Below are 24,334 nucleotides of genomic sequence, written 5' to 3' on the forward strand. Positions count from 1 at the left end.
GTGCACGCCGTGTGGGTATTTCTATGCAGGCAGCCGGGTCCGGGTCCTACACGAGGTCGTGCTCGTAGGCGTACGCGGTGGCGGCGGCCCGCGAGGAGACACCCAGCTTCGTGAACATGTTGCTCACATGCCGGGCGACCGTCTTGTCGCTGATCACCAGACTGTCCGCGATCTCCCGGTTCGACGCACCGGTCGCGACCAGGCGGAGCACCTCGACTTCGCGAGGGGTCAGGCCCCCGGGATTCGCACTCGCGGCCCGACCTGCGCGGCCCATGAGCTCACGTACCTGCTCCAGCGCCGGCACCGCGCCCAGCTGCTCGAAGACCCGGCGGGCGGCTTCCAGCTCCATCTCGGCCGTGTCGTGATCGCCGACCTGGCGGTACGCCCGCGCCAGCTGCAGTCGCACCCGCGCCGTCTCGTAGGGAGCCCCGCTCTCGTGCCAGGCGACCCACGCCCGGCGCAGGGCGACGCACGCGGACTCCGGTTCACCGACGGCGAGGAGCACGGACCCGTGCGCGTACGCGACCACCGCCCGCAGGTACGACGAGTCGAAACCGGCGGCGATCTTGTCGAGCTCGTCCACCGCGACCTGGGCGTCCTCGACGGCTCCGGCGGCGAGCTCGATCTCCACACAGCCGGCCAGCACGCTGGGCCGCTCCTTCGCCCTCTCGGTCTCGCCGACCGTCCGGCGGATCGCGGCGGCGGCGTCATCGAGGCGGCCCTGCGCCAGCCGGAAAAGCGCCAGGCCCGGCTGCGCCGAGTGCCCGCAGCCGATGGCCTCGCGGTAGCAGCTCTCGGCCCGGGAGAACTCGCCGCGCAGCCGGAACAGCTCGGCACGCTGGTACAGCGCCATGCCCATCACCGGGTCACCGGGCAGGTCGGACTGGTGCTCGCACGCCTGCAGCGCCTCGTCCATGGCGTCGGCCCACTCGCCGCGCAGCTGCATGACTTCCGAACGGTGCACGAGGCACTCGCCCCGGAACGGCTTGAGATCCGGCTGCTCGGCGCACCAACGGCTCAGCGCCGCCGTCCACTCCTGTACGCGACGGAGGTCGAAGACACCGCGGCAGACGAGGATCACGGCGCAGTAGACGATTCCGGCGGTGACCGGCGACACCTCTCCCGTGGTCACCGCCACCATCGTCTCGTCCAGTATCGCCACGCCCTGAGTCACTCGGCCCTGCGCGACCAGCGCCTGGCCCTGCCCCAGCCGCCCGAGGGCGCGCAGGTCGGCGTCGTCGAACCGGTCGGCGATCTCGGTGATCTCGACGAACGAGCGGCGCGCCGCCTCGGGGTCGCCACCGTCCACGGCCCGCAGCGCCATGGGGATACGCAGGTACCCCTGCTCCGCGCAGTCCAGCGCCGCGTCGTCGAGGATGTGCTGCGCCCGTGCCAGCCATCCGCCGCCGCGGGCGTGCTCGCCGCGGTAGAGGAGCGTGAGCCCGAGCCAGAACGCACACCGTACGGCCGACGGCGCGTCCCCTCGTTCGAGAAACGTGTGATGGGCCCGCTCCCAGGCCTCGGTCGCCGCGTCGGCGGATCCGACCAGGTACGCCGCTCGCGCCAACCGGTCGAGATCATCGGCCCCGAGCGGCGCCTGCCGGTCGGCGGCCGAGAGCTGCTCGTACGCGTCCCGCCATGCCAGTCGCTCGTACGCCTCGCGGCCCTGCGTACGTGGATCAATGATGCCCATGCGGGCTCCCGTCGACGACGAGTCCCTATAGGCAGCGTACGTGCTCTCCGCCGCCCGCACTCCGCCGACGTCGGCGACGATCGTGTTGCGCCGGCCGGGTGACAGGGCGCCGGCCCGAAGAGGTCTGGACAACAAACAAGCCCCAGGTCGCTGACCTGGGGCTGTGTCGTGGAGCGGATGACGGGAATCGAACCCGAGCCATAAGCTTGGGAATCACCGACGCTCGGACCACCAAACCGCCTCTGAGCTGGTATTTCTCTCGCTGATGCGGGTGTGCGGCGGCCTGCTCGACACCGCTGGTGACCGTAGTTCACCGCTCCGGAGGGCACGGCTGGGGCACGCCGGGGCCGGCGCGATCCGGTCCGCCCCTGGCACCGGCTGCCGCGAGCCCGTGCCGGACGTCAGGTGTGGGCGGCCGCCTCCAGAGGGCTCAGGGCGGCTGCACGGCGGGCCGGGACGGCGGCCGCGAGGACGCCGACCGCGAGCGAGAGCAGGCACACCAGGAGCAGGGTGCCCCAGGGCAGGGCCAAGGTGTACTGGTCGATGGCGCCGTTGGCGAGGGAGCCGACGGCCCAGGCGCCGAACAGGCCGCCCGCCAGACCCAGGAGGGTGCCGAAACCGGCGACCGTCAGGGCCTCCAGGCGGATCATGCGGCGGATGCCGGCGCGGTCCATGCCGAGCGCGCGCAGGGCGCCGATCTCGCGGGTGCGTTCGGCGACCGACATGGCCAGCGTGTTCACGATGCCGAGCGCGCTGATGACGACGCCGATGCCGAGCATGCCGTACATCACGTTCAGCAGGTCGCCCATGGTGCCAGCGGCCTCGCTGACCAGCTGGTCGCGGTCCTGCACGGTGAGGAGGGGGTTGTTGCCGACGGCGGCGCGCAGCCGGTTCTCCAGTGCGGCCGTCGCCGGGCCGTCGGTGCGCAGGAGTACGCGCTGGACGGAGCCGGGCAGGAAGCTGTCGGCCGCGACCTCGCCGCGGTTGCCGAGTGCGTCGTGGGCGATGGGGTTGTCCTTGTAGACGCCCACGACCTGGTACGAGGTGGGCTTCCCCGCGCGGCCCATCTCGACGTTCAACAGGCCGCCAGTGGTCACTCCGCTCTCCCGGGCGAGGGTGGCGGAGACGGCGATCCGGCCCGGTGCCAGGTCGTCGGCGGAGCCGGAGACGAAGTCGAGCTTCATGGTGTCGCGGACGGTGGCGGGGTCGACGCCGGAGATCTGCCGGACGCCGGTGCCGGTGAACAGGGTGGAGTCGGTGATCGGGTGCGCGGCGCGCACGCCGGGGGTTTCGGCCAGCCGTCGTACGGCGGCCGGGTCGATGCCCGTCATGGTGGAGCGGGTGCTGACGACGTAGTCGGCGCCGAGCCCGGCCGTGGCCTGGCGATCGAGGGCCTGGCCGGTGGAGTGTCCGATGACGGCGAGGCCGGTGACGAGGCCGGTGCTGATCAGCAGGGTGGCGGCGGTGGCCGCCGTGCGGCGCGGATCGCGCAGGGCGTTCTCCCGGGCGAGGCGGCCGGTGACGCCGAAGCGCCCGGTCAGCCGCCCCGTCAGCCGGATCACCGGGGCGGCGATCACCGGCGCGAGCACGATCAGGCCGGCGGCGAACAGGCCGCAGCCCGCCATCGCGGCGCGCAGGTTCTCCTCCGAGGCGTCCTTCGCGCCGCCGAGGGAGATCAGCCAGCCGGCGCCGAGTGCGAGGAGAACGAGGCCCACCGCGCCGCGCAGTCGGAACCGCCGTGCCGGAGGTGGCTGTTCGGCCGTGCGCAGCGCCTCCATGGGCGAGGTCCTGGCGGCGACGCGGGAGGGCAGCCACGCGGCGAGCACGGTGACGCCGACGCCCACGCCGAGCGCCGCCACGACCGAGCGCGGGCCGATCACCAGGGGGCCGCCGGGCAGGGCGCTGTCACCGCCGAGGGCGTGGGGCAGAACGGCCGCGATGGCGAGCCCGAGCAGGAAGCCGGCCACCGAGGCGGCCAGGCCGACCACCAGGGCCTCCAGGAGGACGGAGCGCGAGACCTGGCGGCGCGAGGCGCCGATCGCCCGGAGCAGCGCGGTCTCGCGGGTGCGCCGCTTCACGAGCATGGTGAAGGTGTTGACGATGAGGAACGAGCCGATGAAGAGGGAGACCCCGGCGAAGACCATCGGGACCTTCTCGTAGCCGCGGGTCAGGGTGTCGACGAGGATGGCCTGCTGGGCAGCCTGGGCCTGGCCCGTGGTGGCCTCGGCACGGTCCGCGGGCAGCACGGCCGTGACCCGGTCCGCGAGTTCGTACGCGGTGGTGCCGGGCGTGGCGGTCAGGTCGATGCCGGTGTAGTGGCCGGGGGTGGCGAACAGCTTCTGCGTGGTCGCCTTGTCGAAGAGGACGAGGGTGCCGCCGGCGGTGACCCGGGTGTCGTCCGTGGTGACGATGCCGACAAGCCGCGCGGTCATGACCGGACCGTCCGTGGCCAGGGTGACCGTGTCGCCGAGCCGGAGACCGCCCGCGGCGGCGGTGCCGCCGTCCACGGCGATCTCGCCGCTGTGCGCGGGGGCGCGGCCCTCGGCCAGCGGGTGGCGGCTGTCCTCGCCGCCCTTGTCCGGTGCGTAGGCGCCGGCCAGGTTCGACCAGGCGCGGCCGGCCCGCAGGGGGCTGCCGTCCGCCGCGTTCAGGGTGGCCGAGCCGTCGGCCGACGGTCGTACGGCGGCGACGCCGGGCACCTGGGCCAGCTGGGCGACGAGCGCGTCGTCGAGCACACCGGTCCGCGGTCCGGAGTCCGTACCGGGTTCGGGGGCCTTCTCGGTCACGGTGACGTCGATACCGGCGAAGGTCTTCGACGCGGCGGCGCGGTGGGCGGCGGCGGTGGAGTCCGCGAAGACGAGGGTGCCGCTGACGAACGCGACGCCCAGGCAGACGGCGAGGACGGTCATGGCCAGCCGGGCCTTGTGGGCCAGGAGGTTGCGCAGGGTGGTTCTCAGCATGGGGCGTGGGGACTTTCCGAGGGAGGGCGGGGGAGCCGGGGCTTCCCCGGGCGGTACGGGGCGGGCGGCGGGGGCGCGGCTCAGCCGTCGTGGGAGCGGGAGCCCAGGCTCTTCATCAGGTCGAGGACGCGGTCCGGGGTGGGCCGGGCCATCTCCTCGACGAGGCGCCCGTCGGAGAGGAACACGACGCGGTCGGCGTAACCGGCGGCCACGGGATCGTGGGTGACCATGACCACGGTCTGTCCCAGCTCGCGCACCGAGTCCCGCAGGAAGCCGAGGACTTCGGCCCCGGAGCGGGAGTCGAGGTTGCCGGTGGGCTCGTCGCCGAAGACGATCGCGGGCCGGGAGGCCAGGGCGCGGGCGACGGCGACGCGCTGCTGCTGGCCGCCGGACAGCTCGGCGGGCCGGTGTCCCAGGCGGTCGGAGAGGCCGACCATGGAGACGACCCGGTCCAGCCACGCGCGGTCGGGGCGGCGGCCGGCGATGTCCATCGGCAGGGTGATGTTCTCCAGAGCGGTCAGCGTCGGCAGCAGGTTGAACGCCTGGAAGACGAACCCGATCCGGTCCCGGCGCAGTTGCGTGAGCTGCCGGTCCCCGAGCCGGGCGAGTTCGGTGGTGCCGACGCGTACCGACCCGGACGTGGGCGAGTCGAGCCCGGCGGCGCAGTGCATCAGGGTGGACTTGCCGCAACCCGACGGGCCCATGATCGCGGTGAACTCGCCCTCCCGGAAGGCGATGCTGACCCGGTCCAGGGCGACCACGCGGGTGTCGCCGCTGCCGTAGACCTTCGACAGGTCGGTGGTGGCGGCCGCGATGCCGGTCGTCGGGTGCGGCGGCAGGAGGTCGGCGGTCATGGGGCTCCTCTTCTCGTACGGAAAGCGCACGTGAAGGGTGTCCGGGGAACGTATCGGGGCCTGGGCCGCCGTGTATCGGTGTCCGCTCGGGCATGCGGCAACCGTGTAGCGGGCCGGGTACGGGAAAGGGCCTCCCCGCGGTGTCCGCGCGTCGGGGGGCGCGGGCGGCGGGGAGGCCCTGAAGGGGCGCGCCTCTACCGGCGCTCGCCCAGCGTGACGACCCTGCGGGCGAGCGCGCCGACGGCCAGGAGCGTCCCGCCGAGGAACAGCCCGATCACGCCGAGCACTCCGGCCGGCTGTCCCGTCTCGCCCGCCGCGGTGTTCGCGGTGAGCCCTCCGATGACGAGCAGCAGGGACAGGACGGCGGTGAGGGCGTCGGCGGCCAGGACGCCGCGGGACAGGGCGGTGGTGCGGCAGGACGGGTTCACGGTGGCCTCCTCGAAGCGGGTCCCGAGCTGGATTCGGTACGGGACGTGGTGTCCTTCGAAGGGTGACGGAGCAACGTATCGGCCCGTGGGCCGCCGTGTATCAGTGGCCGCTCCACCACGTACCGACCACCAACGGCCGTTCCGTCACGCGGGCAGCCTCAGGGTGGCGACGGCCCCGCCGTCCGGGGCGTTGGCCAGCAGCAGTTCGGCGCCGAGGACCCGGGCCTGGCCGAGGGCGATGGTGAGCCCCAGGCCGTGGCCCGAGCCGCGTTCCCGGGCACCGGTGTGGAAGCGGCGCGGGCCGTGGAGCAGCAGGTCGTCCGGGAAGCCGGGGCCGTGGTCACGGACGACGACCGTCGGTCCGTCGACGGTGACCCGGACCGGGCCTGCTCCGTGGCGGTGGGCGTTGACGACGAGGTTGGCGACGATCCGCTCCAGGCGGCGCGGGTCGGTCTCCACCGTCCGCGCGCTGCCGTCGTCGGTGATCTCCGCGTCGAGGCCGGTACGGGAGACGGCCTCGGCGACCACGGCGCCGAGCGGCACCCGGACACGGACCGCCTCCTCGGCGCCCGCGTCCAGGCGGGAGATCTCAAGAAGGTCCTCGACGAGGTCGCGCAGGTCGCGCACCCTCGCCCGCAGCAGGTCCTCGGTCTCGCCGGGCGGCAGGAGGTCGACGGCGGCGAGCAGTCCTCCGACGGGGGTGCGCAGCTCGTGGGCCACGTCCGCGGTGAACCGGCGCTCGGTGCGCAGCCGCAGCGCGAGGCTGTCGGCCATCCGGTCGACGGTCGCGGCGATGTCCGCGACCTCGTCACGGCCCTTCGTGGGCCCCGTGCGGGCGTCCAGGTCTCCGGCGGAGATCCGTGCGGCGGTCTCGGCGACCCGGCTCAGTCTCCGGGACAGGAGCCCCGCGCCGTAGACGGCCAGGGGTGCGGCGCCCGCGAGCGCGACCACGGAGGCGACCGCCATGGCCGCGTCGAGGCGGGACAGGTTGGCACGGTCGGGGCCCAGGTTGATCTGGACGGCGAGAACCGGGCTGCCGGGGCCGCCGGTCCGCTGGGCCGCCCAGACACTCGGCCCGACGTTGCCCTCGACGCGCCCGTCGTACACGTGGTGCCGTGTGCCGTCGGCCGGGTCCCGCAGCGCGGCGGGCAGGCCGGCGGGGTGTAGCGCGGCGCCGTCGGTGAGGACGCCGGTGCGGCGGTAGACGTCCATGGCGGCGTACAGGGTGTTCATCGCCCGCGCCTCGCCCCGGCTGCGGATGTCCTGGGCGGTCCACAGGTGCACCAGGACACCGACCGCCGCCACGACGAGGAGGGCCGTGGCCGCGGCGAGAGCGGCGATCTTCCGGCGCAGTGGGGTGCGGCCCGCCCACGGCCCGCGGAGGGGACGCACGGTCACCGCCGGAACTTGTATCCGAAGCCCCGGACCGTCTCGATCCGGTCGCGGCCCACCTTCCGGCGTAGCCGCTGTACGCACAGGTCGACGACGCGGCTGTCCCCGTCCCAGCCGTACTCCCACACGTTCCGCAGGAGCGTGTGCCGCTCCAGCACGATGCCGGGGTGGGCGGCGAACTCCAGCAGGAGCTTGAGCTCCGTCGGGGTCAGCGCCACCGGCTCGCCGGAGAGCAAGACCTCCATGCCGGCGGTGTCGATCCGCAGGTCCCCGAACTCCAGCACGTCCCCAGCGGTCGGCGGGCTCCCGGCCTGAGCCCCTCGCTCGGCGGGTACGGGCGCGTACGTGGCACGCCGCAGCAGCGAGCGCATGCGGGCCACCAGGACGTACGTCTCCACCGGTTTGACGACGTAGTCGTCCGCCCCAGCCTCAAGCCCGGCGACCACGTCCAGCCCGTCGCCGCGGGCGGACATCATCAGGACCGGCACCAGGCTGGTCTCCCGGACCCGGCGGCACAGCCCGATCCCGTCGAGGCCGGGCAGCATCACGTCGAGGATCAGCAGGTCGAAGTCGTGCTCACGGAAGGCTTCGAGCCCGGCGAGGCCGTTGGTGACGGCCCGCACGTCGTAGCCGTAGCGCTCCAGGGCGACGGCGAACGCCCGTCGCATCAGGTCGTCGTCCTCGACGAGGAGCACGCGCGCGGTGGACGCGGGGGAGTCGGGCGAGGACAAGAGGACGGCTCCTGTTCGGAAGGCGACGTGCGGGTGGCCCGGATTCACGTTCCCGACGTGCGGGCGACCACGCCACCATCGGAACGATACGACGGACAGCGGACAGCCCACCGTGCCTGCGGCTCGTCCTTCCGGGATCGATACGCCCCCGAGCGTCACCCGATACGCCCCGGATGCAAAGCCCCGGGAGGTCTGGACAACGACGAAGCCCCAGGTCTCTGACCTGGGGCTTCGTTCTAGAGCGGATGACGGGAATCGAACCCGCGCTATAAGCTTGGGAATCACCCGGTACTTGAGCCCGCGAAGCGCTTCTGACCTGCGGAAACGTCAGCCTGGCGCCGCTTCTTCGCCGTCTCCTCGGCTCCCTTGTTATCCGCTGTTTACCGCCCCTACTGGCACGTCGTGGCACGGCGGCAGATCAGCCGCGCCACTCGACCAGGACGAGAGTGGCGTCGTCGGAGGTGGCCTCGCCGCGTGCTCGCCTGAGCGTCTGGGAGAGGTCCCGTGCCACCGCGCGGACGCCTCGGTCCGTCTTCTCCAGCTGGTTCACCCAGTCGATGAGCTGGTCCTCGCCGAACTGCTCCTGTCCGCTCTCGTGTTCCTCGATCAGGCCGTCGGTGAAGCAGAGGACCCGGTCCCCGGGCCGCAGGGACACCTCGCTGACCTGTGGCTGTGCTCCACCGAATCCGACGGGGAGGGTGGTGGGGCTGTCCAGGCGACCCAGGACACGGTGCTCGCGGATCAGGACGGGGGCGGGGTGTCCCGCGTTGACCCACTGGAGACGGCCGGTGGTCGTATCCAGTCGCAGCATCTGCGCGGTGACGAAGTGGTCGGGGGCGAACTGCTCGGCCACCGCCCGGTCCATGAAGAGGTAGATCTCGGACAGCTCGATACTGATGCGGCGGGCGTGCCGGTAGGCGCCGATGGCGACGGTGGCCAGGGTGGCCGCGTTCAGGGCGTGGCCCATGGCGTCGATCACGGCGAGGTGGAAGGTGTCGCCGTTCAGGGCGTAGTCGAAGCTGTCGCCGGCGACGTCGTAGGCGGGTTCCAGGACCCCGGCGACGGCGACGCGCGGCATGGTCATGGTCAGCGGCGGTAGGAGCGACCACTGGATCTCCGCGGCGACGCTCATCGGCTCGCCGCGGCGAGTGCGGAAGAAGAGGTCGGTGTGGCCGTTCTTGGTCTGCAGCAGGTCGCCGACCAGGCCCGCGACCCTGCGCAGGAGTCGGCGGTCGTCGTCGTCGACCGCGTCCAGGGTGACGGCCAGGACGCCGGCCTGGTCGCCGCCGTCGAGCAGCGGTACGTGGACGCGTACTCCGTCGGCCATCGCCAGCTCGACCGGGAGCGACGTGAGGAAACACCTGCCGGCGTCGGAGCCGTCGATGGACAGCGGCTCGCCGCCCGTCAGCCCTTCGGCGAGCAGGGGAACGAGCCTCTGTTGCCCGTAGTCCTGGAGCAGGATCTGCGGGCTCCTGCCGCCCAACCGGCCCACCGTCTCAGCGACGAGCAGCCCGACCCGGTCGGGCGGCAGCTCGTGCGCCCGGTCCAGGATCGTTCCCAGGAGTCCCTCCCCGAAGCTCTCCGAGCGATCGGGTTCCCCGAGCCGTCCGACGGTCATCCCGTTGCCTCCAACCGAGCGGCGATGACCTCGTTCGGTCCTGCCGTACGGGCCGGGTGCCGCGACCGCGCGGCGACCGGGCAGCGGAGCGGCCCGCACCAGAGATGTGGCCTCCAGGATGCTTCTCGGCGGCAGGTCACGCCACCCGGCCACCGTGCGGGGGCACTGGCCGCAGGCGGCTGGCGACGCCCTCCCTGGGTCTTCCGAGCCCGCCGGGCTCAGCCGCCCTCTTCCTCCTCCGCTTCCATGAGGCGGATGCCCTGGTGGGTGAGCGAGACCATCGCGGGTGTGTTTCCCGGTTCCCAGTCGACGGTGACCAGTCCCTCACCCGCGAGGTAGGAGCAGGCGGCGGCGAGGTCCTGCTCCGGGATGCGCAGGTCGTGGTTGAGCGCGGCTCCGGTGATGCCGAGCAGGCGGTTTCCTTCGGCGGCCGCGTAGAGCGCCTGGAGGATCTGTCGGCGGTACCGCTGCCGCTCGTGGAGTGTCGCCATGGCCGCGTGGTCCTGTCGTCGTGCGGTGGTCGTTCGTGGCCGGTCAGGGTTCCTCGGTGTGGGCGCCGGGGCCGGTGGGCTGTCTGCTGGTGGCGAGCCAGGTGCGGGCGGGTCCGGCGGCGGTCTCGGTGTCGACGGTGAGGTGGAGCAGTGTGCCGCCACCTGGCACGGGGTAGCTGCGCTGTTCTGCCCCGGCGAAGCATCGGCGGATCACTTCGGCGACCGCGCGGGCGGCCTCGGGGGTGGCGGAGACGATACGGATCTCGGCGTGTTCGGCCTGCGGTAGTGGTTCGTTCTCGGTGAGGTCCAAGACGGCGTGCTCCGTTCGGGACAGAAGCGAGAGGCCGGCGGGTGGGTTGTCCCTGGTGTCGGGTGCCCCACCCGCGGCCTTCGGCTGGAGGAGTGGTCTGAGGTCAGGCAGGTCAGGGCCAGGTGCCCGTAGGCCGACGATCGTCGATTCGTTCGGGCGGCCTGGGGTTGCCGTGGCCGGGGGGACGGCTGAGGGAGGGGTAGGGGTCGCCGAAGCGGTGGGCCGCTATGCGGGCGTCGTGCTGGGCGTTGAGCCGGTGGATCAGGCGTGCGCCGAGCGCGATCAGAAGCGCGGCTGCCAAGAGCGTGATCACGGTCTCCATGTCCTCACCTCCCCGTGCGTCCCGGCAGGGCGATCATCCGCGCGCCGACGACGGGATGCGCCGCTGGGTGCGGCCGGTGCGCCGGGGCGGCCCCGCCCTCGCTCTCCCAGGCGTCTTCGCTGCTCCGAGCCTCACGCATACGGCGGCCGGTCGCGGCCTCACCGGACATCAGCGCGCCCGCGGTGCGGCCGCTGCCGGGGACGGCGGCGGCGGTCATCAGCCGGGCCGCGGAGGCCGGTTCGGTCTCGGGCGGAATGACGAGCAGGTCGCAACGCCCGGTCGTGTAGGACAGCAGGATGACCTTGTCCGGGTCCTGCTCGGTGAACCAGCCCACGTGCAGGACGTGGCCGGTGACGGCGACCTTGTGCGGGACGACGGGCCAGTGGCCGGGATTCACCAGGACGCGGGTGATGCGGCCCCAGTGTCCTTCGAGGGCGTCGGCCAGCGCCGGCAGCTCGGCTGCCAGGTCGCGTGAACGGGGCCACCAGGCGCCGTCGAGCCGACCGGCGAGGGTGGTCTTCGGGGTGAGCGACGAGCGGGCCGGAAGTCCCGGGGTGAGGGCGCGGTTCGCTGTCCTGTCGAGGCTGGTGGTCATGGCGGACCTGCCCCCGGGCTGCCCGTCGGCAGCCCGGTTATTCGTTTTCCCCGGAAATGACACCTGCGTGGAAGCTGGTGCTCGAAGTACTTCCGGTACTTCCAGCGTACGTCCGAACAGTCCGTTTACGGCCCGATACGGGGAGGGACTTCCGGTTCGTACGAGCGAGTGTGCGGCGGGCGGACCTGCGGGAGCCGGAGTTACTGTGAGATGACGGCACAGTCGCCCCGCCGGCGGCCTGTCGCCCCTCGGGCGCGGCCGTGGCGGGCTGCGGCACCTCACTCGTAGACGAGCGGATCCATCATGGCCGACTCCGACATCCCGCCCCCGCCCCCGTTGCTCCTGCCGGACGAGATCCACCAGGCGGTGCGCCCCGGTGCGGCTCTGCTCCGGCTGGAGACGACGCACTCCCGGCAGGGCGTCCTCGACGGGGCGTGGTGGCCGCGCACACGCGACGTGGAGCAAGAGGTTCCCGCGCTGGTGGCAGCCCTGACGGAACACCTCGGACCCATCACCCGGGTCGGCCTGGACGCCACCGCGTGGGACGCGATCCCGACCCGGCTGGTCGTCGACGACCGGGTCGTCCATCTCGACTCCTTCCCCGTCGGCGACGACACCGTCCTGATCACCCGTGGCGACACGGACCACTTCGCGCTGATGTTGGTGCCGCCGGGCACGGAGCCCGATGCCGCCCGCACGGCCATGGCCCGCGCGGTCCGCGCCGACAACATCACGCAGGCCACCGAGCTCCTCGTCGCCCCGCTTCCCCCACCGGCGACCGAACAGGGAGGAGAGACATGATCCAGACGGCGGACATCCGCGAGTGGCGCAACCAGGCCGTGATGGACCCCGGCGGCCACAAGATCGGCGAACTGGAATCCGTCTACGTCGACACCAGCACCGACGAACCGGCCATGGCCACGGTCCGCGTCGGCCTGCCCACCCGGCACCACCTGGTGTTCGTCCCCCTGGAAGGGGCGACGGTGGGGCCGGGGTACGTGCGGGTCGCCCACGACAGGAAACTGGTGAAACGGAGCCCCTCCATCGGCACGGACGACGTCCTGCCCGTCGAGGAGGAGGAAGCCGTCTTCCGCCACTACGGCCTCGCCTACGAAGCCGGTGCGAACGGCGAACGGCAACTCGCCCGACGCTGAGCCCCCGACCGCCGGGGAGGCGGCCCCATGACACTCTTCCTCGCCCTGATCATCGTCGCGATCATCCTGGGCCTCATCGGCGCCGTCGCCGACGGGCTCCTCTTCCTGCTCTTCATCGGCATCGCGGTACTCGTGGCAGACCTCCTCTACATGGCCCTGCGCACCCGCCGCTCCGCCCGCCACCGCCCGCTCCGGTGACCTCGGGGACGGTCTCCGCATCATGCTGCGTATCGTCGACACCCGTATCGGCCGCCCCGTGGAGGTTCCCTCCGTACGCCGCCATCTGCTGAGCGTCTGCGTCCACCTGCCGGTCAGCGACGCCGGGATCGGTATGACGGACCTGCGGGCGCTCCTGGTCGGTGACGTACTGGCGCGTACGGCGGAGCTGCACGGCCTGCAGTCCCGCACGTTCCTCACCACGCCGGACCTGCCTCATGAGCAAGTCCAGGTGCTTGAACGCGCCATGTCCGCTCTTGGCGTCCACCCGCCGGCCATCGGCGGTGTTCACTATCCGAACGGAACACTCCGCGCTGCTGCCGACGTACACGTCCACGCGCACGGGACCGCCGCGCAGGACGCGGTGGGCGGGGTCCGTGTCGACGTGGGCCAGGTCGGCCCGGCATCCCGGAACGGGGCGTCCCGGACCGTGCCCACTTCTTGGCCTCGGGGCCCCTGGACGCCGTCGTCCCGGAGGGGACCGATCCGCTGGCTGTGAGGATGCTGATGCTCGGCCACGCCTACCGCACACCGGTCACGGTCACCGGTGCCGCGCTCGAAGAGGCCCGGCGGACGCCTGGGGCACTGGCGGCAGCTGGTGGCCGACTGGGCACAGGCGCCGTCCAGGCCGATCCCCGCCGATGTGCTGCGGCACGCCCGTGACGTGCTGGGCGATGATCTCGGCGTCCCCGCCGTCCTGGACACACTTGGCACCGTGGTGACGCGCGCCGACGTCCCGTCCGGTGCCAAGTTCGAGACGTTCGCCTTCCTCGACCGCGTCCTCGGACTGGACCTCGCGCGCGAGGTGGATCACCAGCACCGGGCGGCGACATGACGTAGGGCGACGCGGGCCTCATGGCGGCGGTCGTCACAACGGCCTCAGCGCATTCACTCCGCCGAGGCCGCCCTTCCGGATCGTCACACGTGAGCGTGCTCGATCCATGTCCCATTGTACGACTGCGGGCCGGACAGTTCGGGAGGGAAAGCGGGCCTTCGGGCGGTCCGGTTCAGCCGCGTCCTTCTTCGGCCTCCATACGGCGGATTCCCTGGTGGGTGAGGGAGGCCGTCGCGGGTGTGCTGCCCGGTTCCCGGTCGACGGTGATCAGGCCCTCGCCGACCAGACAGGTGCAGGCGGCCGGGTCTTCCTCCGGGACGCGCAGGTCGTTCCGCGGCTTCCGCCTCCGGACTCCGAGAAGGCGGTTTCCTTCGCACGACTTCGTAACAGGACTCTGACGTACCTGTTCTCGACAGGTCTTGCGTTCGCGCAGTGTGACGGTGCCACCGACGACGAAGCCCCAGGTCACCGACCTGGGGCTTCGTTCACGAGCGGATGACGGGAATCGAACCCGCGCTATAAGCTTGGGAATCACCGGCGCTCGGACAGAGGACAGGCCATCTGACCTGCGGAAACACCCTCTGATGCGGCGCCTGTCGGAGGCCGCGAAGTACCGGCGTTGACCGCTGTTCACCGCTCTGAAGGGCACGGCTGGGGCACGGCGCCACAGCTCGGGTGCAGAGGCGAAGCCCGTGCGTGTGGATGGACGGCACAGGGCGGATACTGGTGCGGCCCCCGCGCCGCCTTCCCGAACGTAATCGTTGCGTCGGCTCCGAGGACTCTGGCCCACGCACCCCCGGCAACCTTTCCTCTTCGTCCAGAATGATGCCCGGCAGGGCTCGCGGCCTGGCCGTTTTGGCGACTGCGCAGGGGACTGCGCTGGTCCGGGAAGGGGGGCTGGGGGAGATCGTCTCCGGGCTTCTCCCCAGGAGGCTGCCGGTGCTTCCGCTGCCTCCCACCGCCGGACCACTGCAGATGCATCGTTGCCGGTGTGCAGGAGGCGCTTCCCCAGAACGAGCCTGTCGATGTGCTGTCTAGCCCGTGTACTGGCGGCATTCGCCGGTGAAGACGGTGGAGAGTTCGGCGTCGAGCAGAGGGGCTACGAACCGGGCCACGAGCACTCTCGCGCCCCCCTCGGGCTCGCGGTAGACCTGGAGTGCGAGGCCCTCCATCACGGCGGTGAGACGGACGGCCGCCGCCGACGGATCCACGTCCTCGTCGACCTCGCCGCACTCCTTGCCGTTGTGGACGGCGCGGGCGATGTCCTCGCGCAGCTTCCGGGCGGTCTCGGTGTCCACCTCGGCGAGGGCGGGGACGTCGAGGGCGCGGCCGGCGAACGCGCGGGCCACGCGGTACTCGGCGCGGCGGGCCTCGTCCAGGGGGATGTACTCGGTCATCACCTCCGCCATGACCCGTGCGATGGGCCGCTTGTGCTGGACGCCGTCCTTGATGCGCTCGTCGGCGCGTGCGCGGATCCGGGCGGAGACCTCGCGGAAGGTGTGGAGCAGCATCTCGTCCTTGGTGCGGAAGTAGTGCTGCACCAGGCCCACGGACATGCCCGCGGTGGCGGCCGTGCGCGCCACCGTCACGGCGTCGAGTCCGTGCTCGGAGATCAACCGGCTGACGGTGTCGGCGATCTGACGGCGGCGTTCTTCGTGGTCGGCGGTTCGCGGCACTTGATAACCGTACCAGCGTACGGTTATAACCGTATCTCCATACGGTTATCCGCCCGTGCCCCACGGAAGGACGAGGCCCTCATGTCCAGCCCGCTCCGACGCGCCGCCGCAACGGCGGCCGCCCTCCTGCTCGGCCTGCTTCCCTTAGGCGAGGCGCCTGCTGCGGCGCATTCACCCGACCCGGCGGACCGCTTCGCGGCGATGGACACCTACGTGCGCGAGCGCATGGAAGCCACCCGCACTCCCGGGCTCGCCTACGCCGTGGTCGGCCCCGATGGGCCGGTCCACTCACGTGCCTGGGGCACCGACGGCCACGGCGAACGGGTCACCGACGACACGCCGTTTCTCTGGGGCTCGGTCGCCAAGCCGATCGCCGCGAGCGCCGTCATGACGCTCGTGCAGGACGGACGGCTCCACCTCGACGACCGGGTTGTCGACCACCTGCCGACCTTCCGGTTCGGCGGCACCGGCCACGCCGCCCGGGTCACGGTCCGCCATCTGCTCCAGCAGACGGCGGGCGTCCCGGAGTCGGCGACCTTCGAGGTCACGGACTGCGTCGACGCCGACTGTCCGGACGCGACCGGGCGGGTCGCCGCGCTGGACGGCGTACGCCCGCTCGGTCCGCCCGGCACCACGTACGCTTACAGCAGCGCCAACTATCTCGTCCTTGCAGCCGTGGTCGAGTCCGTGACGGGCCGGTCCTTCGCCGAGCACCTGCGGGACAGCGTCCTGCGCCCGGTCGGCATGGACGGGGCGATCGGCGACCGGGCGTCCGCCCGCGAGCGAAACCTTCCGCCCGGACACCAGCTCCTGTGGGGCATACCATCCGCGATCGCCGACGGCGTGGACGACAACGGCGCCGCCTATGGCTACACGGGCGGCGACCTGAACGACCTCGCCGCGTTCGCCTCCCTTCAGCTCCGGTCGGGGAGGACCGGCAACGGTACGACGGTCCTGACGCCCGAGTCCGTCCGCCTGATGCGAGATTCCGGCCGACTCCACCCGTCCGGCGCCGCGACCGGATACGGACTCGGCTGGCGCGTCGGGGGCCTTGAGGCTCCCCTCGACAGCGCGATCTGGCACACCGGTGCCACCCCTGGCTACTCCGCGATGCTCTTCCTCCTGCCGGAGCAGAACCTCGCCCTCGTCCTCCAGCAGAACCTCCACGGACTCCTCCACGACGGTGCCGTCATGGAGGTCGGCTTCGGCGCCGTCCGCATGCTTGCCGGAGGCACCGCCCCCGCCGACGCACCCTCCGCCGCGACGTACCACGCCACCGTCTGGGGCCTCACCACCCTGGCCCTCGCTCTCCTCGCGGGCACCTTCCAGTCCGCCCGCCTGCTCCGCCGACGGCCCGTGCCCCGCCGCCGCGCCCCCACCATCCTGTGGTGTCTGACCGGCGCCCTGCCGTGCATCGCCATGGCGGCCGCCCTCACCCTCATCGGGCCCGGAGCACTGTGGACCTGGACGCCCGACGTCTTCATTGCCCTCTGCACGGCGACCGCCGCCGGGACCGCCATCGTTGCCCTGCGGCTTGCCACCGCGTACGTCGGCAGAGGCGGCGCTCGGCCTCCCCGGGGCGTTCCTCGCCCCGAGTGACCAGAGGCTGGAGTGGGCGGCCTGTCTGGCTCGGCCAACCCGACGACGCGGATGTCAGACCGTCTGCGGCCCCATGAGCCGGACGAGGAGGTCGTCGAGGCTGACCAGGCCGGTGAGCGCGCCGTCGGCGTCTCGTACGACGGCGAGGGAGGAGCGACGCCGGCGCAGTTGCTCGACGGCCTCGGAGACCGTGGTGCTGATGGCCAGTTCGGGTACGGGACGGGCGAGGTCGCGGGCGGTGAGGGACCGGCCGCGGGTTCGGGCGACCAGGGCGTCGCGGGCGTGGACGGAGCCGAGGACGTGGTCGCCGTCGCGGACCAGGAGGCGGGAGCGGTTCGCCTCGGAGGCCCGTGCCAGGAGAGTGTCCAGGTTGGCGTCGGCTGGGATGGTGACGATGTCCGCGGCCGGGGTCTGGAACTGCGCCACCGGGGTCTGGGGCTCGGTCAGGGAGCGGGTGATGAGCTGGGAGTCGGTCTTGTTGATCAGGCCGAGGCGCTCGGACTCCTCGACGAGGTGGGTGAGCTGCTCGCGGTTGTGGACGGCGGCCAGTTCGTCGCGGGGCTGGACGCGGCAGAGCCGTACGAGCGCGTTGCTGACCTTGTTGAGGACCCAGATCAGCGGCCGGACGGTCTTGACCACGGCGCGGAAGGGCGGGGTGAGGAGCATCGCGGAGCGTTCGGGGTGGGCGATGGCCCAGGACTTGGGGGCCATCTCGCCGAGAACCATGTGGAGGAAGACAACGACGGTCATGGCGACGGCGAACGCGATGCCGTAACTGAGGGCCGTGGGCAGGCCCAGCTTCACGAGCAGGGGGTCTAGCTCGTGCGAGATCGCCGGCTTGGAGATCGCGCCGAGACCGAGGGTGCACAGGGTGATACCGAGCTGGGCGCCGGCGAGCATCAGCGACAGCTCGCGCATGCCGGCGAGCGCGGCCTTGGCGCCGCGCTGCCCGTCGGCGACGGCCTTCTCGATGCGGTGGCGCTTGGCGGCGACGAGCGCGAACTCGGCGGCTACGAAGAAGCCGCTGCCGATCAGCAGCAGGACGGTGATGAAGAGCGCGAGGGGGAAGCTCATGCCTGGGCCTCCTCGGCGTCAGACGGGACGTGTTCGTCGCGGACGCGTGCGAGGCGGACGCGGTCGGGGACGTGGCGGTCGAGGCTGAGGACCTCGATGCGGACGTCGTCGACGGTGAGGCGGTCCCCGATCGTGGGGAAGCGGCCGAGGCGGTCGATGATCAGGCCGGCGACGGTGTCGTAGTCGTCGTCCTCGGGCAGCGTGATGCCGGTGGCGTCCTCGATCTCGTCGAGGCGGCGGCCGGCGTCGACCTTCCAGCCGTCGCCGTCCGGGGCGGCGAGGGTGACGACGGTGTCGCTCTCGTCGGCGATGTCGCCGACGAGTTCCTCGGCGATGTCCTCGTAGGTGACGATGCCGGCGACGCCGCCGTGCTCGTCGAGGACGACGGCGAACTCGTCGTCCCGCTCCCGCATCCGCGCCACGGCCCGCGGCAGCGGCAGGGTGTCGGGCAGCAGCAGCGGACGGCGCGCGGCCTCACCCGCGGTGGTGGTGTCGAAGGCGGTCGCGGGCAGGCGCATCAGCTCGTTCACGCCCAGGACTCCGGCGACGTCGTCGGGGTGGTCGCCCAGGACCGGGTAGTTCGAGTGGCCGTATGTGGCGATCAGCTCCACGGCCTCGGTGAGGGTGGCGTCCTTCCGTACGAAGACGGCGTCCGCGCGCGGCACCATCACCTCGTCCATGGTCCGCTCGGAGAACTCCATGGCGTGGTCGAGCAGCTCGGCGGTGGCGGGCGGCAGCTCGCCCTGTTCGTGGGACTCCCCGATGAGGTGGCTGAGCTCTTCGAGGGTGGCGCCGTGGTGCAGTTCCTCGACCGGCTCGATGCCGACCTTGCGCAGCAACTTGTTGGCCGTACCGTCGAAGACGCGGACGACCGGCCCGACGATCTTGAGATAGACGAGGGTGGAGGAGGCGAGAGACTTGGCGAGCCGTTCGGGGACGGCGAGGGCCAGGTTCTTCGGTGCGAGCTCACCGAGGACCATCTGCAGGACCGTCGCCACCACGAACGCGAGGACCACGGAGATCGCCGAGACGGCGCCGGCGGACAGGCCCGTCCCTTCCAGCGCTGGCTTGAGCAGCGCTGAGACGGACGGCTCGGCGAGGAAGCCGACGACCAGACCGGTGACGGTGATGCCGAGCTGGGCGCCGGAGAGCATGAACGAGAGCCGTTCGAGGACCGTCAGCGCGCGGGCGGCCCGCTTGTCGCCCGCCTCGGCCTCACGGGCGAGCGCGAGCCGGTCGGCGGCGACGTAGGCGAACTCCTGGGCGACGAAGTACCCCGTGCCGGCGGTCAGGACGAGGACGGCCAGCAGGCCGAGAGCGGCGTTCATCGACCGCACCACATCGCGGTGCGGGTGGACGTCGGTCTGGCGGACGCGGACAAGAAGTGGCTCCTTGCAGAAGGGACAGAGCGTTGGAAGGGAGTATCGGGGGTGAGGGAGCCGCCGGACCGCAGGCGGAAGACCCGGTCACACGGTGGCGGCCGGTCCTACCAGCTCGTCGAGGACGTCTTCCATGGTCACGTAGCCGAGGACGGCCCCGCCGGCGCCGGTGACGGCGGCCAGGTGGCTGTCGGCAGCCCGCAGCGCGGTGAGCGTGTCGTCGAGCGGGGTGTCGACGCGGACCCGGGTCACCGCGTGCAGCGCGGTTCGCGGGAAGGGCCGGTCGCGGTCGGTGACGCCGAGGGTGTCCTTGATGTGCAGGTAGCCGAGCACGGCTCCCGCCGGTCCGGTGACCGGGAAGCGCGAGTAGCCGGCCTCGGCGGCGGTCCGCTCCAGTGTGGCGGGGGTGATGCGGTGGTCGACGGTCACCATGCGGGCGGCGGGGACGAGGATCTCGCCGACGGGGCGGGTGCCCAGTTCCAGGGCGTCGCGCAGCCGCTCCCCGTCGGCGGGGGAGAGCAGTCCGGCCTGGCTGGTGTCGTGGACCATCCGGGCGAGTTCGTCGTCGGTGAAGACGGACGCGACCTCGTCCTTCGGCTCGACGCGCAGCAGCCGCAGGAGCGCGTTGGCGAAGGCGTTGATGCCGAAGATGACCGGCTTGAGGGCGTGGGTGAGGGCGACCAGGGGCGGGCCGAGGAGCAGCGCGGTCTTCACCGGGGCGGCGAGCGCGATGTTCTTCGGGACCATCTCGCCGATCAGCATGTGGGCGTACGTCGCCAGGGTGAGCGCGATGACGAACGCGATCGGGTGTACGAAGCCGTGCGGCACGTGGGCCGCCTCGAAGGCGGGCTCAAGGAGGTGGGCTATGGCCGGTTCGGCGACCGCGCCAAGGACCAGTGAGGAGACGGTGATGCCGAGCTGGGCGGTGGCCATCAGCGCGGAGATGTGCTCCAGGCCCCACAGGGTCATCCGGGCCCGCCGGTCGCCTTCCCGGGCCAGTGGCTCGATCTGGCTGCGTCGGACGGAGATCAGGGAGAACTCGCCGCCGACGAAGAAGGCGTTCGTCAGCAGGGTGAGGAAGCCGATGGTGAGCTGGACGGCGGTCATCGGACCACTCCGGCATGCTGGTGCTCCGCCTGGCGAGCGGGCTCGGTGAGGTGGATGCGGTCCGCCCGGTGGTGCTCGATGTCGAGGACGTCGAGCCGCCAGCCGTCGAGCAGGATCGCGTCGCCCTGGGCGGGGATGCGGCCGAGGCGGGTGGCGATCAGACCGGCCACCGTCTCGTACGGGCCTTCCGGCGCGCGCAGCCCTATGCGGGCCAGCTCGTCGATCCGTACGCCTCCGTCGGCCTCCCAGGTGGCCCGGCCGTCCTCGGTGGGCGGCGCGGGCAGCAGGTCGGGGACCTCGACGGGATCGTGCTCGTCACGGACCTCGCCGACGACCTCCTCGACGATGTCCTCCACCGTCGCCACGCCGGCCATGCCGCCGTACTCGTCGATCACGACGGCCATGGTGCGGCTCGCCCGCAGCCGCTCCAGGAGCCGGTCGGCGGGCAGCGTCTCGGGCACGAGGAGGGGCTCGGTCACCAGCTTGGTGATCGGGGTGGCCGCGCGGGCGGCGGGTTCCAGGGCGAGGACGTCACGGATGTGGACGGTGCCGATCACGTCGTCGAGCGCGTTCCGGTAGACCGGGAAACGGGACAGGCCGGTGGCGTACGTCAGGTTCGCGGCGTCGGCGGCCGTGGCCTGGGCCTCCAGGGCGCGGACGTCGACGCGCGGGGTCATCACGTTCTCCGCTGTCAGCTCGCCCAAGTGGAGCGTACGGACGAACAACTCGACGGAGTCCGCCTCGATGGCGCCCTCGGCGGCCGAGTGCCGGGCCAGGGAGGCCAGCTCGTCCGGGGTGCGCACGGAGTGCAGCTCCTCGGCCGGTTCCAGGCCGAAGCGGCGTACGAACCGGTTGGCGGTGTCGTTGAGGTGCCGGATGAACGGACCGAAGGCGGCGGTGAAGCCCCGCTGGGGGCCGGCCACGACCTTGGCGACGGCCAGCGGGCGCGAGATCGCCCAGTTCTTCGGCACGAGCTCGCCGACGACCATGAGTACGACGGTGGAGATCGCCACACCGAGAACGGTGGCGACGGAGGGCGCGGCACCGCCCAGACCCATCGCCTCCAGCGGGCCGCGCAGCAGCGCCGCGAGGGACGGCTCCGCGAGCATGCCGATCACCAGCGAGGTGACGGTGATGCCGAGCTGGGCGCCGGAGAGCTGCACGGTCAGCCGGCGAACGGCACGCAGCGCGCCCTCGGCGCCGCGCTCCTTCGCCTCGACGGCCCGCTCCAGCTCACCGCGCTCGACAGTCGTCAGGGAGAACTCGGCAGCGACGAAGACGGCGCAGGCCAGAGTGAGTCCGAGGGCGAGCAGCAACAGGAGGACTTCGGTCACCGTGCCACCCCCACTCGCTCACCGAAAGTCAGCAGGCAGGATCCGGCACGGCCGGTACTCGGAGGCTCCATCGCGGGCCCGTGGCTCCTTCTCGTGAACGACGTGGGGAGAGTCACGCCCCTCCCCGTACTTCTACACCCACTGTAAAGGAACCAGATTCGGTGTCCACCGTTCCCCCACTCACAGATTGCGCCGCACGGAGTCGCCTCCAGGGCGCGACCGGCCTGCACGATCAAGCCTCTGGCCATGGCGTCCAGGGCCGAACGGAGACTGTTTCCGGGCTCTTTCTCCTCAAACCTGCCCTGGCGCTCCGCTGCTTCGGGCGCTCACCCCGGCCGTCATCGGCTTGCCCCGCGACCGCACCCCGATCGCCGGGCCTTCTTCCACCCATCCGGCCGGAAGCCCGTCCATACGTCCACACGGGCCATTACGTGCGCGCCTAGGGAAAGCCCACCGGGCGTTTTCTCTACGTGACTGTAGATTCTGGAAGCGGGGGGCCAGGGACACCATCTCTCCCACAGGAGCCCGCCATGCGAGCCCGCCTTCGCCCTCTTGCCCTCACGCTGATCGCCGTCACCCTGCTGACCGCTTCGACCTGCGGACCCGACCGCGCAGCGCTGACGGACAGCCCATCGGCCGGACCCGCGGCAGGCGGGGCGCGCGCCGGGACCGTTCCGGACATCCTGCGCTTCACCGGCACGGCGCTGGACGGCAGTCCCTACGACGGCGCACAACTCGCGGGCAGGCCCACGGTCCTGTGGTTCTGGGAGCCGTCGTGCACCAAGTGCCGCGCCCAGGGCTCCGAGGTCATGATGACAGCGGACATGTTCGAGGGGGATCTCGGCGTCATCGGCGTCGCGGGAGCGGGAGATCCTGCCTCCCTGGACGAGTTCGTCACCGCCACGGGCGCGCGGCACCTGCGTCACCTGACGGACCCCGGCAGGAGCATCTGGAAGCGGTTCGGGATCGACAAGCCCGGTTCGTACGTTCTGTTCGATGCGGCCGGCGAGGTCGCCGTTCGGGGGGCGGACCTCGATGGGCGGCTCACCAAGGAAGTCACCTCCCTCATGGGCGGACCCGGGATGCGTTGACTGGAGCGGCACCGGCCACACCAGCACCTGATAGCTTCTACGTCAATGTAGAAGATGTGGGTGGTTCGGACCGTCCCCATCCGGCCCGGACCACCTCCGACACGTAACGGAGGCCCGAAGATGGCCCTGTGGGACCGCTTCAAAGAGTCGGCATCGACGATGCAGACCCAGCTCATGGCGAAGAAGAACGACCTGAAGAGCGGTGCGTTCCGTGACGCCAGCATGGCGATGTGCGCGCTCGTTGCCGCGGCCGACGGCAGCATCGACCCGTCCGAGCGCCAGAAGGTCGCCCAGCTCATCATGAGCAACGACGTACTGCGGAACTTCCCGGGGGACGACCTCCAGCGCCGCTTCGACGCCAACTGCGACAAGCTCACCGCCGACTTCAGCTTCGGCAAGGTCAGCGTCCTGCAGGAGGTCGCCAAGGCGAAGAAGAAGCCTGCCGAGGCCCGTGCCGTCATCCAGATCGGCATCATCATCGGCGGCGCCGACGGCGATTTCGACAAGGACGAGCAGGCGGTCGTACGGGAGGCGTGCTACGCCCTCGACCTCTCCCCGCACGAGTTCGACCTGTAGTCCCCTCGCCGAGGGAGGGGCCCGTACCGTCGTCGCGGGCCCCTGCATTCCCTCGGCCCGGTCCGTCAGCTCCTCTGCGCACACCTGAGACAACGGCTGCGGCCCCATGACTGCGCCGGCGACGGTCCTGGTAGGGAGCTAGGGATCAACGGCGCTTGAACTCCGTCGGCCCGGCATCCATCAGTACCGTGCCGTCGGTGTGCAGAACCGGCCGCTTCTCCGTGAACCGTCGGCTGTAACGCTCGACATGGTTGATGGACACCCCTCTCGGGTCCGTGAAGTCGACGAAGGCAATGGCCACCCAGTACGACGTGCTCGTGTCCTCGTAGAGAGGCACCGTCACCACCGAGCCGCGCCCGTCCGTCACGACGACCTGAGCGCCGTAACTGCGGAAGCTCCCCGCGCCGTTGCTCACCGCGCTGTACGCGCAGATCAACGCGTACCCCTGCTGGTCCGGGCGGACGATGCTGATCGTCTCCTCACCCGGCGCTTTCGCATCGCCGCTCAGCTGCATGTACGGCGGCTCCCACAGGCTGCCGAGGTTGTTGTAGTAGAGGGCCCGGCCCGCATCGGCACGGGTGGCAAGCTCGGCTTGCAGGGCCTTGGCCTCCTCCCTGTTCTTGTTGCGGAACAGACCGCGCTGAATCTGCGGGAACACGTGACCAGGTGCATGGTCGGCGCTGCGCACGGCCGCGTCAGCCGGCACGAACAGCGCGTAGAGATCAAGATCCGCGCCCCGCGCACGGCGCTCCGCGCTGCCGCCGTTCCACTGCAGGGATGCGGTGACCGTCAGACCACGGTCTTTCTTGTCGAGGGATATCCGGGCCTGGCCGCCCTTGGCGAGACTGACCTGGCCCAGTAGTTCGTCATCGAAGTCCACCCGCGGATTCAACCACCGC

The 24,334-nt window shown here is 71.6% G+C and carries 25 protein-coding genes; 8 read left to right on the forward strand and 17 right to left on the reverse strand.

Translation table 11 applies throughout. The annotated features are described in order from the left end of the window. Positions 1–46 precede the first annotated feature (46 nt). The 11 genes from ACFVYX_RS07215 to ACFVYX_RS07265 all read right to left on the reverse strand — a co-directional run bounded on the left by ACFVYX_RS07215 (position 47) and on the right by ACFVYX_RS07265 (position 11,394). On the reverse strand, positions 47–1,693 hold the full coding sequence (locus ACFVYX_RS07215) for a LuxR C-terminal-related transcriptional regulator (protein ID WP_389680341.1): 1,647 nt from the start codon (positions 1,691–1,693) through the stop codon (positions 47–49). 401 nt (positions 1,694–2,094) lie between these two features. Then, on the reverse strand, positions 2,095–4,653 hold the full coding sequence (locus tag ACFVYX_RS07220) for an ABC transporter permease (protein ID WP_389680342.1): 2,559 nt from the start codon (positions 4,651–4,653) through the stop codon (positions 2,095–2,097). 80 nt (positions 4,654–4,733) lie between these two features. Next, on the reverse strand, positions 4,734–5,507 hold the full coding sequence (locus tag ACFVYX_RS07225) for an ABC transporter ATP-binding protein (RefSeq protein WP_389680343.1): 774 nt from the start codon (positions 5,505–5,507) through the stop codon (positions 4,734–4,736). 194 nt (positions 5,508–5,701) lie between these two features. Then, positions 5,702–5,935, reverse strand: a complete 234-nt coding sequence (locus ACFVYX_RS07230) for a hypothetical protein (protein ID WP_389680344.1) — start codon at positions 5,933–5,935, stop codon at positions 5,702–5,704. A 144-nt stretch (positions 5,936–6,079) separates the two neighbouring features. Continuing rightward, positions 6,080–7,333, reverse strand: a complete 1,254-nt coding sequence (locus tag ACFVYX_RS07235; protein ID WP_389680345.1) for a sensor histidine kinase — start codon at positions 7,331–7,333, stop codon at positions 6,080–6,082. Continuing rightward, positions 7,330–7,995: a response regulator transcription factor gene (locus ACFVYX_RS07240; protein ID WP_389680600.1), complete on the reverse strand. Its 666-nt coding sequence runs from the start codon at positions 7,993–7,995 to the stop codon at positions 7,330–7,332. Before ACFVYX_RS07240 ends, ACFVYX_RS07235 begins: the two co-directional genes overlap by 4 nt. A 481-nt stretch (positions 7,996–8,476) precedes the next feature. Beyond that, entirely contained in the window at positions 8,477–9,676 is a 1,200-nt protein-coding gene (locus tag ACFVYX_RS07245) for a PP2C family protein-serine/threonine phosphatase (RefSeq protein WP_389680346.1), read from the reverse strand. Between the two features lie 218 nt (positions 9,677–9,894). Continuing rightward, on the reverse strand, positions 9,895–10,167 hold the full coding sequence (locus ACFVYX_RS07250) for a hypothetical protein (protein WP_338495316.1): 273 nt from the start codon (positions 10,165–10,167) through the stop codon (positions 9,895–9,897). Positions 10,168–10,210: 43 nt separating this feature from the next. Next, complete coding sequence (locus ACFVYX_RS07255) at positions 10,211–10,477, reverse strand: hypothetical protein (RefSeq protein ID WP_389680347.1); 267 nt, start codon at positions 10,475–10,477, stop codon at positions 10,211–10,213. 112 nt (positions 10,478–10,589) lie between these two features. Next, complete coding sequence (locus ACFVYX_RS07260) at positions 10,590–10,799, reverse strand: hypothetical protein (protein WP_389680348.1); 210 nt, start codon at positions 10,797–10,799, stop codon at positions 10,590–10,592. 4 nt (positions 10,800–10,803) lie between these two features. Beyond that, on the reverse strand, positions 10,804–11,394 hold the full coding sequence (locus tag ACFVYX_RS07265; protein ID WP_389680349.1) for a DUF5994 family protein: 591 nt from the start codon (positions 11,392–11,394) through the stop codon (positions 10,804–10,806). Positions 11,395–11,697: 303 nt separating this feature from the next. Between ACFVYX_RS07265 and ACFVYX_RS07270 the strand changes: the two genes are divergently transcribed. From ACFVYX_RS07270 to ACFVYX_RS07290, 5 genes are read left to right on the forward strand one after another with little or no spacing between them, the layout of a single operon-like run. Continuing rightward, positions 11,698–12,195 carry a DUF5994 family protein gene (locus ACFVYX_RS07270; protein WP_389680350.1) on the forward strand — a complete coding sequence of 166 codons (498 nt, stop codon included), beginning with the start codon at positions 11,698–11,700 and terminating at the stop codon, positions 12,193–12,195. Continuing rightward, positions 12,192–12,548, forward strand: a complete 357-nt coding sequence (locus ACFVYX_RS07275) for a PRC-barrel domain-containing protein (protein ID WP_389680351.1) — start codon at positions 12,192–12,194, stop codon at positions 12,546–12,548. Before ACFVYX_RS07270 ends, ACFVYX_RS07275 begins: the two co-directional genes overlap by 4 nt. 27 nt (positions 12,549–12,575) lie before the next feature. Next, positions 12,576–12,746, forward strand: coding sequence for a hypothetical protein (locus ACFVYX_RS07280; protein WP_181924584.1), 171 nt, complete (start codon positions 12,576–12,578; stop codon positions 12,744–12,746). 22 nt (positions 12,747–12,768) lie between these two features. After that, the gene (locus tag ACFVYX_RS07285; protein WP_389680353.1) at positions 12,769–13,263 is read left to right on the forward strand and encodes a hypothetical protein; all 495 of its coding nucleotides are present in this window, start codon (positions 12,769–12,771) and stop codon (positions 13,261–13,263) included. Positions 13,264–13,311: 48 nt separating this feature from the next. Beyond that, entirely contained in the window at positions 13,312–13,599 is a 288-nt protein-coding gene (locus ACFVYX_RS07290; protein ID WP_389680354.1) for a hypothetical protein, read from the forward strand. Positions 13,600–14,633: 1,034 nt separating this feature from the next. Here the strand turns inward: ACFVYX_RS07290 and ACFVYX_RS07295 are convergent. Beyond that, the gene (locus ACFVYX_RS07295; RefSeq protein ID WP_389680355.1) at positions 14,634–15,275 is read right to left on the reverse strand and encodes a TetR/AcrR family transcriptional regulator; all 642 of its coding nucleotides are present in this window, start codon (positions 15,273–15,275) and stop codon (positions 14,634–14,636) included. A gap of 81 nt (positions 15,276–15,356) precedes the next feature. Here ACFVYX_RS07295 and ACFVYX_RS07300 point away from each other — a divergent pair, with 81 nt between their 5' ends. Further along, positions 15,357–16,874, forward strand: a complete 1,518-nt coding sequence (locus tag ACFVYX_RS07300; RefSeq protein WP_389680356.1) for a serine hydrolase domain-containing protein — start codon at positions 15,357–15,359, stop codon at positions 16,872–16,874. A gap of 54 nt (positions 16,875–16,928) precedes the next feature. Here the strand turns inward: ACFVYX_RS07300 and ACFVYX_RS07305 are convergent, their stop codons facing one another. The 4 genes from ACFVYX_RS07305 to ACFVYX_RS07320 form a co-directional block, all read right to left on the reverse strand. Continuing rightward, positions 16,929–17,948, reverse strand: coding sequence for a hemolysin family protein (locus ACFVYX_RS07305; protein WP_389680357.1), 1,020 nt, complete (start codon positions 17,946–17,948; stop codon positions 16,929–16,931). Further along, entirely contained in the window at positions 17,945–19,276 is a 1,332-nt protein-coding gene (locus ACFVYX_RS07310; RefSeq protein ID WP_389680358.1) for a hemolysin family protein, read from the reverse strand. The genes ACFVYX_RS07305 and ACFVYX_RS07310 overlap by 4 nt, the downstream gene beginning before the upstream one ends. Before the next feature lie 138 nt (positions 19,277–19,414). Further along, positions 19,415–20,434 (reverse strand): hemolysin family protein, encoded by a 1,020-nt coding sequence (locus tag ACFVYX_RS07315; RefSeq protein ID WP_389680359.1) that lies wholly within the window; start codon positions 20,432–20,434, stop codon positions 19,415–19,417. Next, positions 20,431–21,768 carry a hemolysin family protein gene (locus ACFVYX_RS07320; protein ID WP_389680360.1) on the reverse strand — a complete coding sequence of 446 codons (1,338 nt, stop codon included), beginning with the start codon at positions 21,766–21,768 and terminating at the stop codon, positions 20,431–20,433. The genes ACFVYX_RS07315 and ACFVYX_RS07320 overlap by 4 nt, the downstream gene beginning before the upstream one ends. A 530-nt stretch (positions 21,769–22,298) precedes the next feature. Here ACFVYX_RS07320 and ACFVYX_RS07325 point away from each other — a divergent pair. Continuing rightward, positions 22,299–22,859, forward strand: a complete 561-nt coding sequence (locus ACFVYX_RS07325; RefSeq protein WP_389680361.1) for a redoxin family protein — start codon at positions 22,299–22,301, stop codon at positions 22,857–22,859. 120 nt (positions 22,860–22,979) lie between these two features. Then, the gene (locus ACFVYX_RS07330) at positions 22,980–23,435 is read left to right on the forward strand and encodes a tellurite resistance TerB family protein (RefSeq protein WP_389680362.1); all 456 of its coding nucleotides are present in this window, start codon (positions 22,980–22,982) and stop codon (positions 23,433–23,435) included. Between the two features lie 145 nt (positions 23,436–23,580). On the opposite strand, the gene ACFVYX_RS07335 is transcribed toward ACFVYX_RS07330, so the two are convergent. Next, complete coding sequence (locus ACFVYX_RS07335; protein WP_389680363.1) at positions 23,581–24,315, reverse strand: hypothetical protein; 735 nt, start codon at positions 24,313–24,315, stop codon at positions 23,581–23,583. Positions 24,316–24,334: the final 19 nt, after the last annotated feature.

Source organism: Streptomyces sp. NPDC058326, from assembly GCF_042879855.1.
In the GTDB taxonomy this organism is placed as follows: Bacteria; Actinomycetota; Actinomycetes; order Streptomycetales; family Streptomycetaceae; genus Streptomyces.

Coding starts and splice junctions, on each gene's coding strand:
- ACFVYX_RS07305 (WP_389680357.1), bottom strand. CDS start 17,948: ATGAGCTTCCCCCTCGCGCTCTTCATCACCGTCCTGCTGCTGATCGGC.
- ACFVYX_RS07325 (WP_389680361.1), top strand. CDS start 22,299: ATGCGAGCCCGCCTTCGCCCTCTTGCCCTCACGCTGATCGCCGTCACC.
- ACFVYX_RS07275 (WP_389680351.1), top strand. CDS start 12,192: ATGATCCAGACGGCGGACATCCGCGAGTGGCGCAACCAGGCCGTGATG.
- ACFVYX_RS07245 (WP_389680346.1), bottom strand. CDS start 9,676: ATGACCGTCGGACGGCTCGGGGAACCCGATCGCTCGGAGAGCTTCGGG.
- ACFVYX_RS07250 (WP_338495316.1), bottom strand. CDS start 10,167: ATGGCGACACTCCACGAGCGGCAGCGGTACCGCCGACAGATCCTCCAG.
- ACFVYX_RS07265 (WP_389680349.1), bottom strand. CDS start 11,394: ATGACCACCAGCCTCGACAGGACAGCGAACCGCGCCCTCACCCCGGGA.
- ACFVYX_RS07260 (WP_389680348.1), bottom strand. CDS start 10,799: ATGGAGACCGTGATCACGCTCTTGGCAGCCGCGCTTCTGATCGCGCTC.
- ACFVYX_RS07280 (WP_181924584.1), top strand. CDS start 12,576: ATGACACTCTTCCTCGCCCTGATCATCGTCGCGATCATCCTGGGCCTC.
- ACFVYX_RS07285 (WP_389680353.1), top strand. CDS start 12,769: ATGCTGCGTATCGTCGACACCCGTATCGGCCGCCCCGTGGAGGTTCCC.
- ACFVYX_RS07215 (WP_389680341.1), bottom strand. CDS start 1,693: ATGGGCATCATTGATCCACGTACGCAGGGCCGCGAGGCGTACGAGCGA.
- ACFVYX_RS07220 (WP_389680342.1), bottom strand. CDS start 4,653: ATGCTGAGAACCACCCTGCGCAACCTCCTGGCCCACAAGGCCCGGCTG.
- ACFVYX_RS07300 (WP_389680356.1), top strand. CDS start 15,357: ATGTCCAGCCCGCTCCGACGCGCCGCCGCAACGGCGGCCGCCCTCCTG.
- ACFVYX_RS07315 (WP_389680359.1), bottom strand. CDS start 20,434: ATGACCGCCGTCCAGCTCACCATCGGCTTCCTCACCCTGCTGACGAAC.
- ACFVYX_RS07310 (WP_389680358.1), bottom strand. CDS start 19,276: ATGAACGCCGCTCTCGGCCTGCTGGCCGTCCTCGTCCTGACCGCCGGC.
- ACFVYX_RS07270 (WP_389680350.1), top strand. CDS start 11,698: ATGGCCGACTCCGACATCCCGCCCCCGCCCCCGTTGCTCCTGCCGGAC.
- ACFVYX_RS07330 (WP_389680362.1), top strand. CDS start 22,980: ATGGCCCTGTGGGACCGCTTCAAAGAGTCGGCATCGACGATGCAGACC.
- ACFVYX_RS07240 (WP_389680600.1), bottom strand. CDS start 7,995: ATGCGACGGGCGTTCGCCGTCGCCCTGGAGCGCTACGGCTACGACGTG.
- ACFVYX_RS07225 (WP_389680343.1), bottom strand. CDS start 5,507: ATGACCGCCGACCTCCTGCCGCCGCACCCGACGACCGGCATCGCGGCC.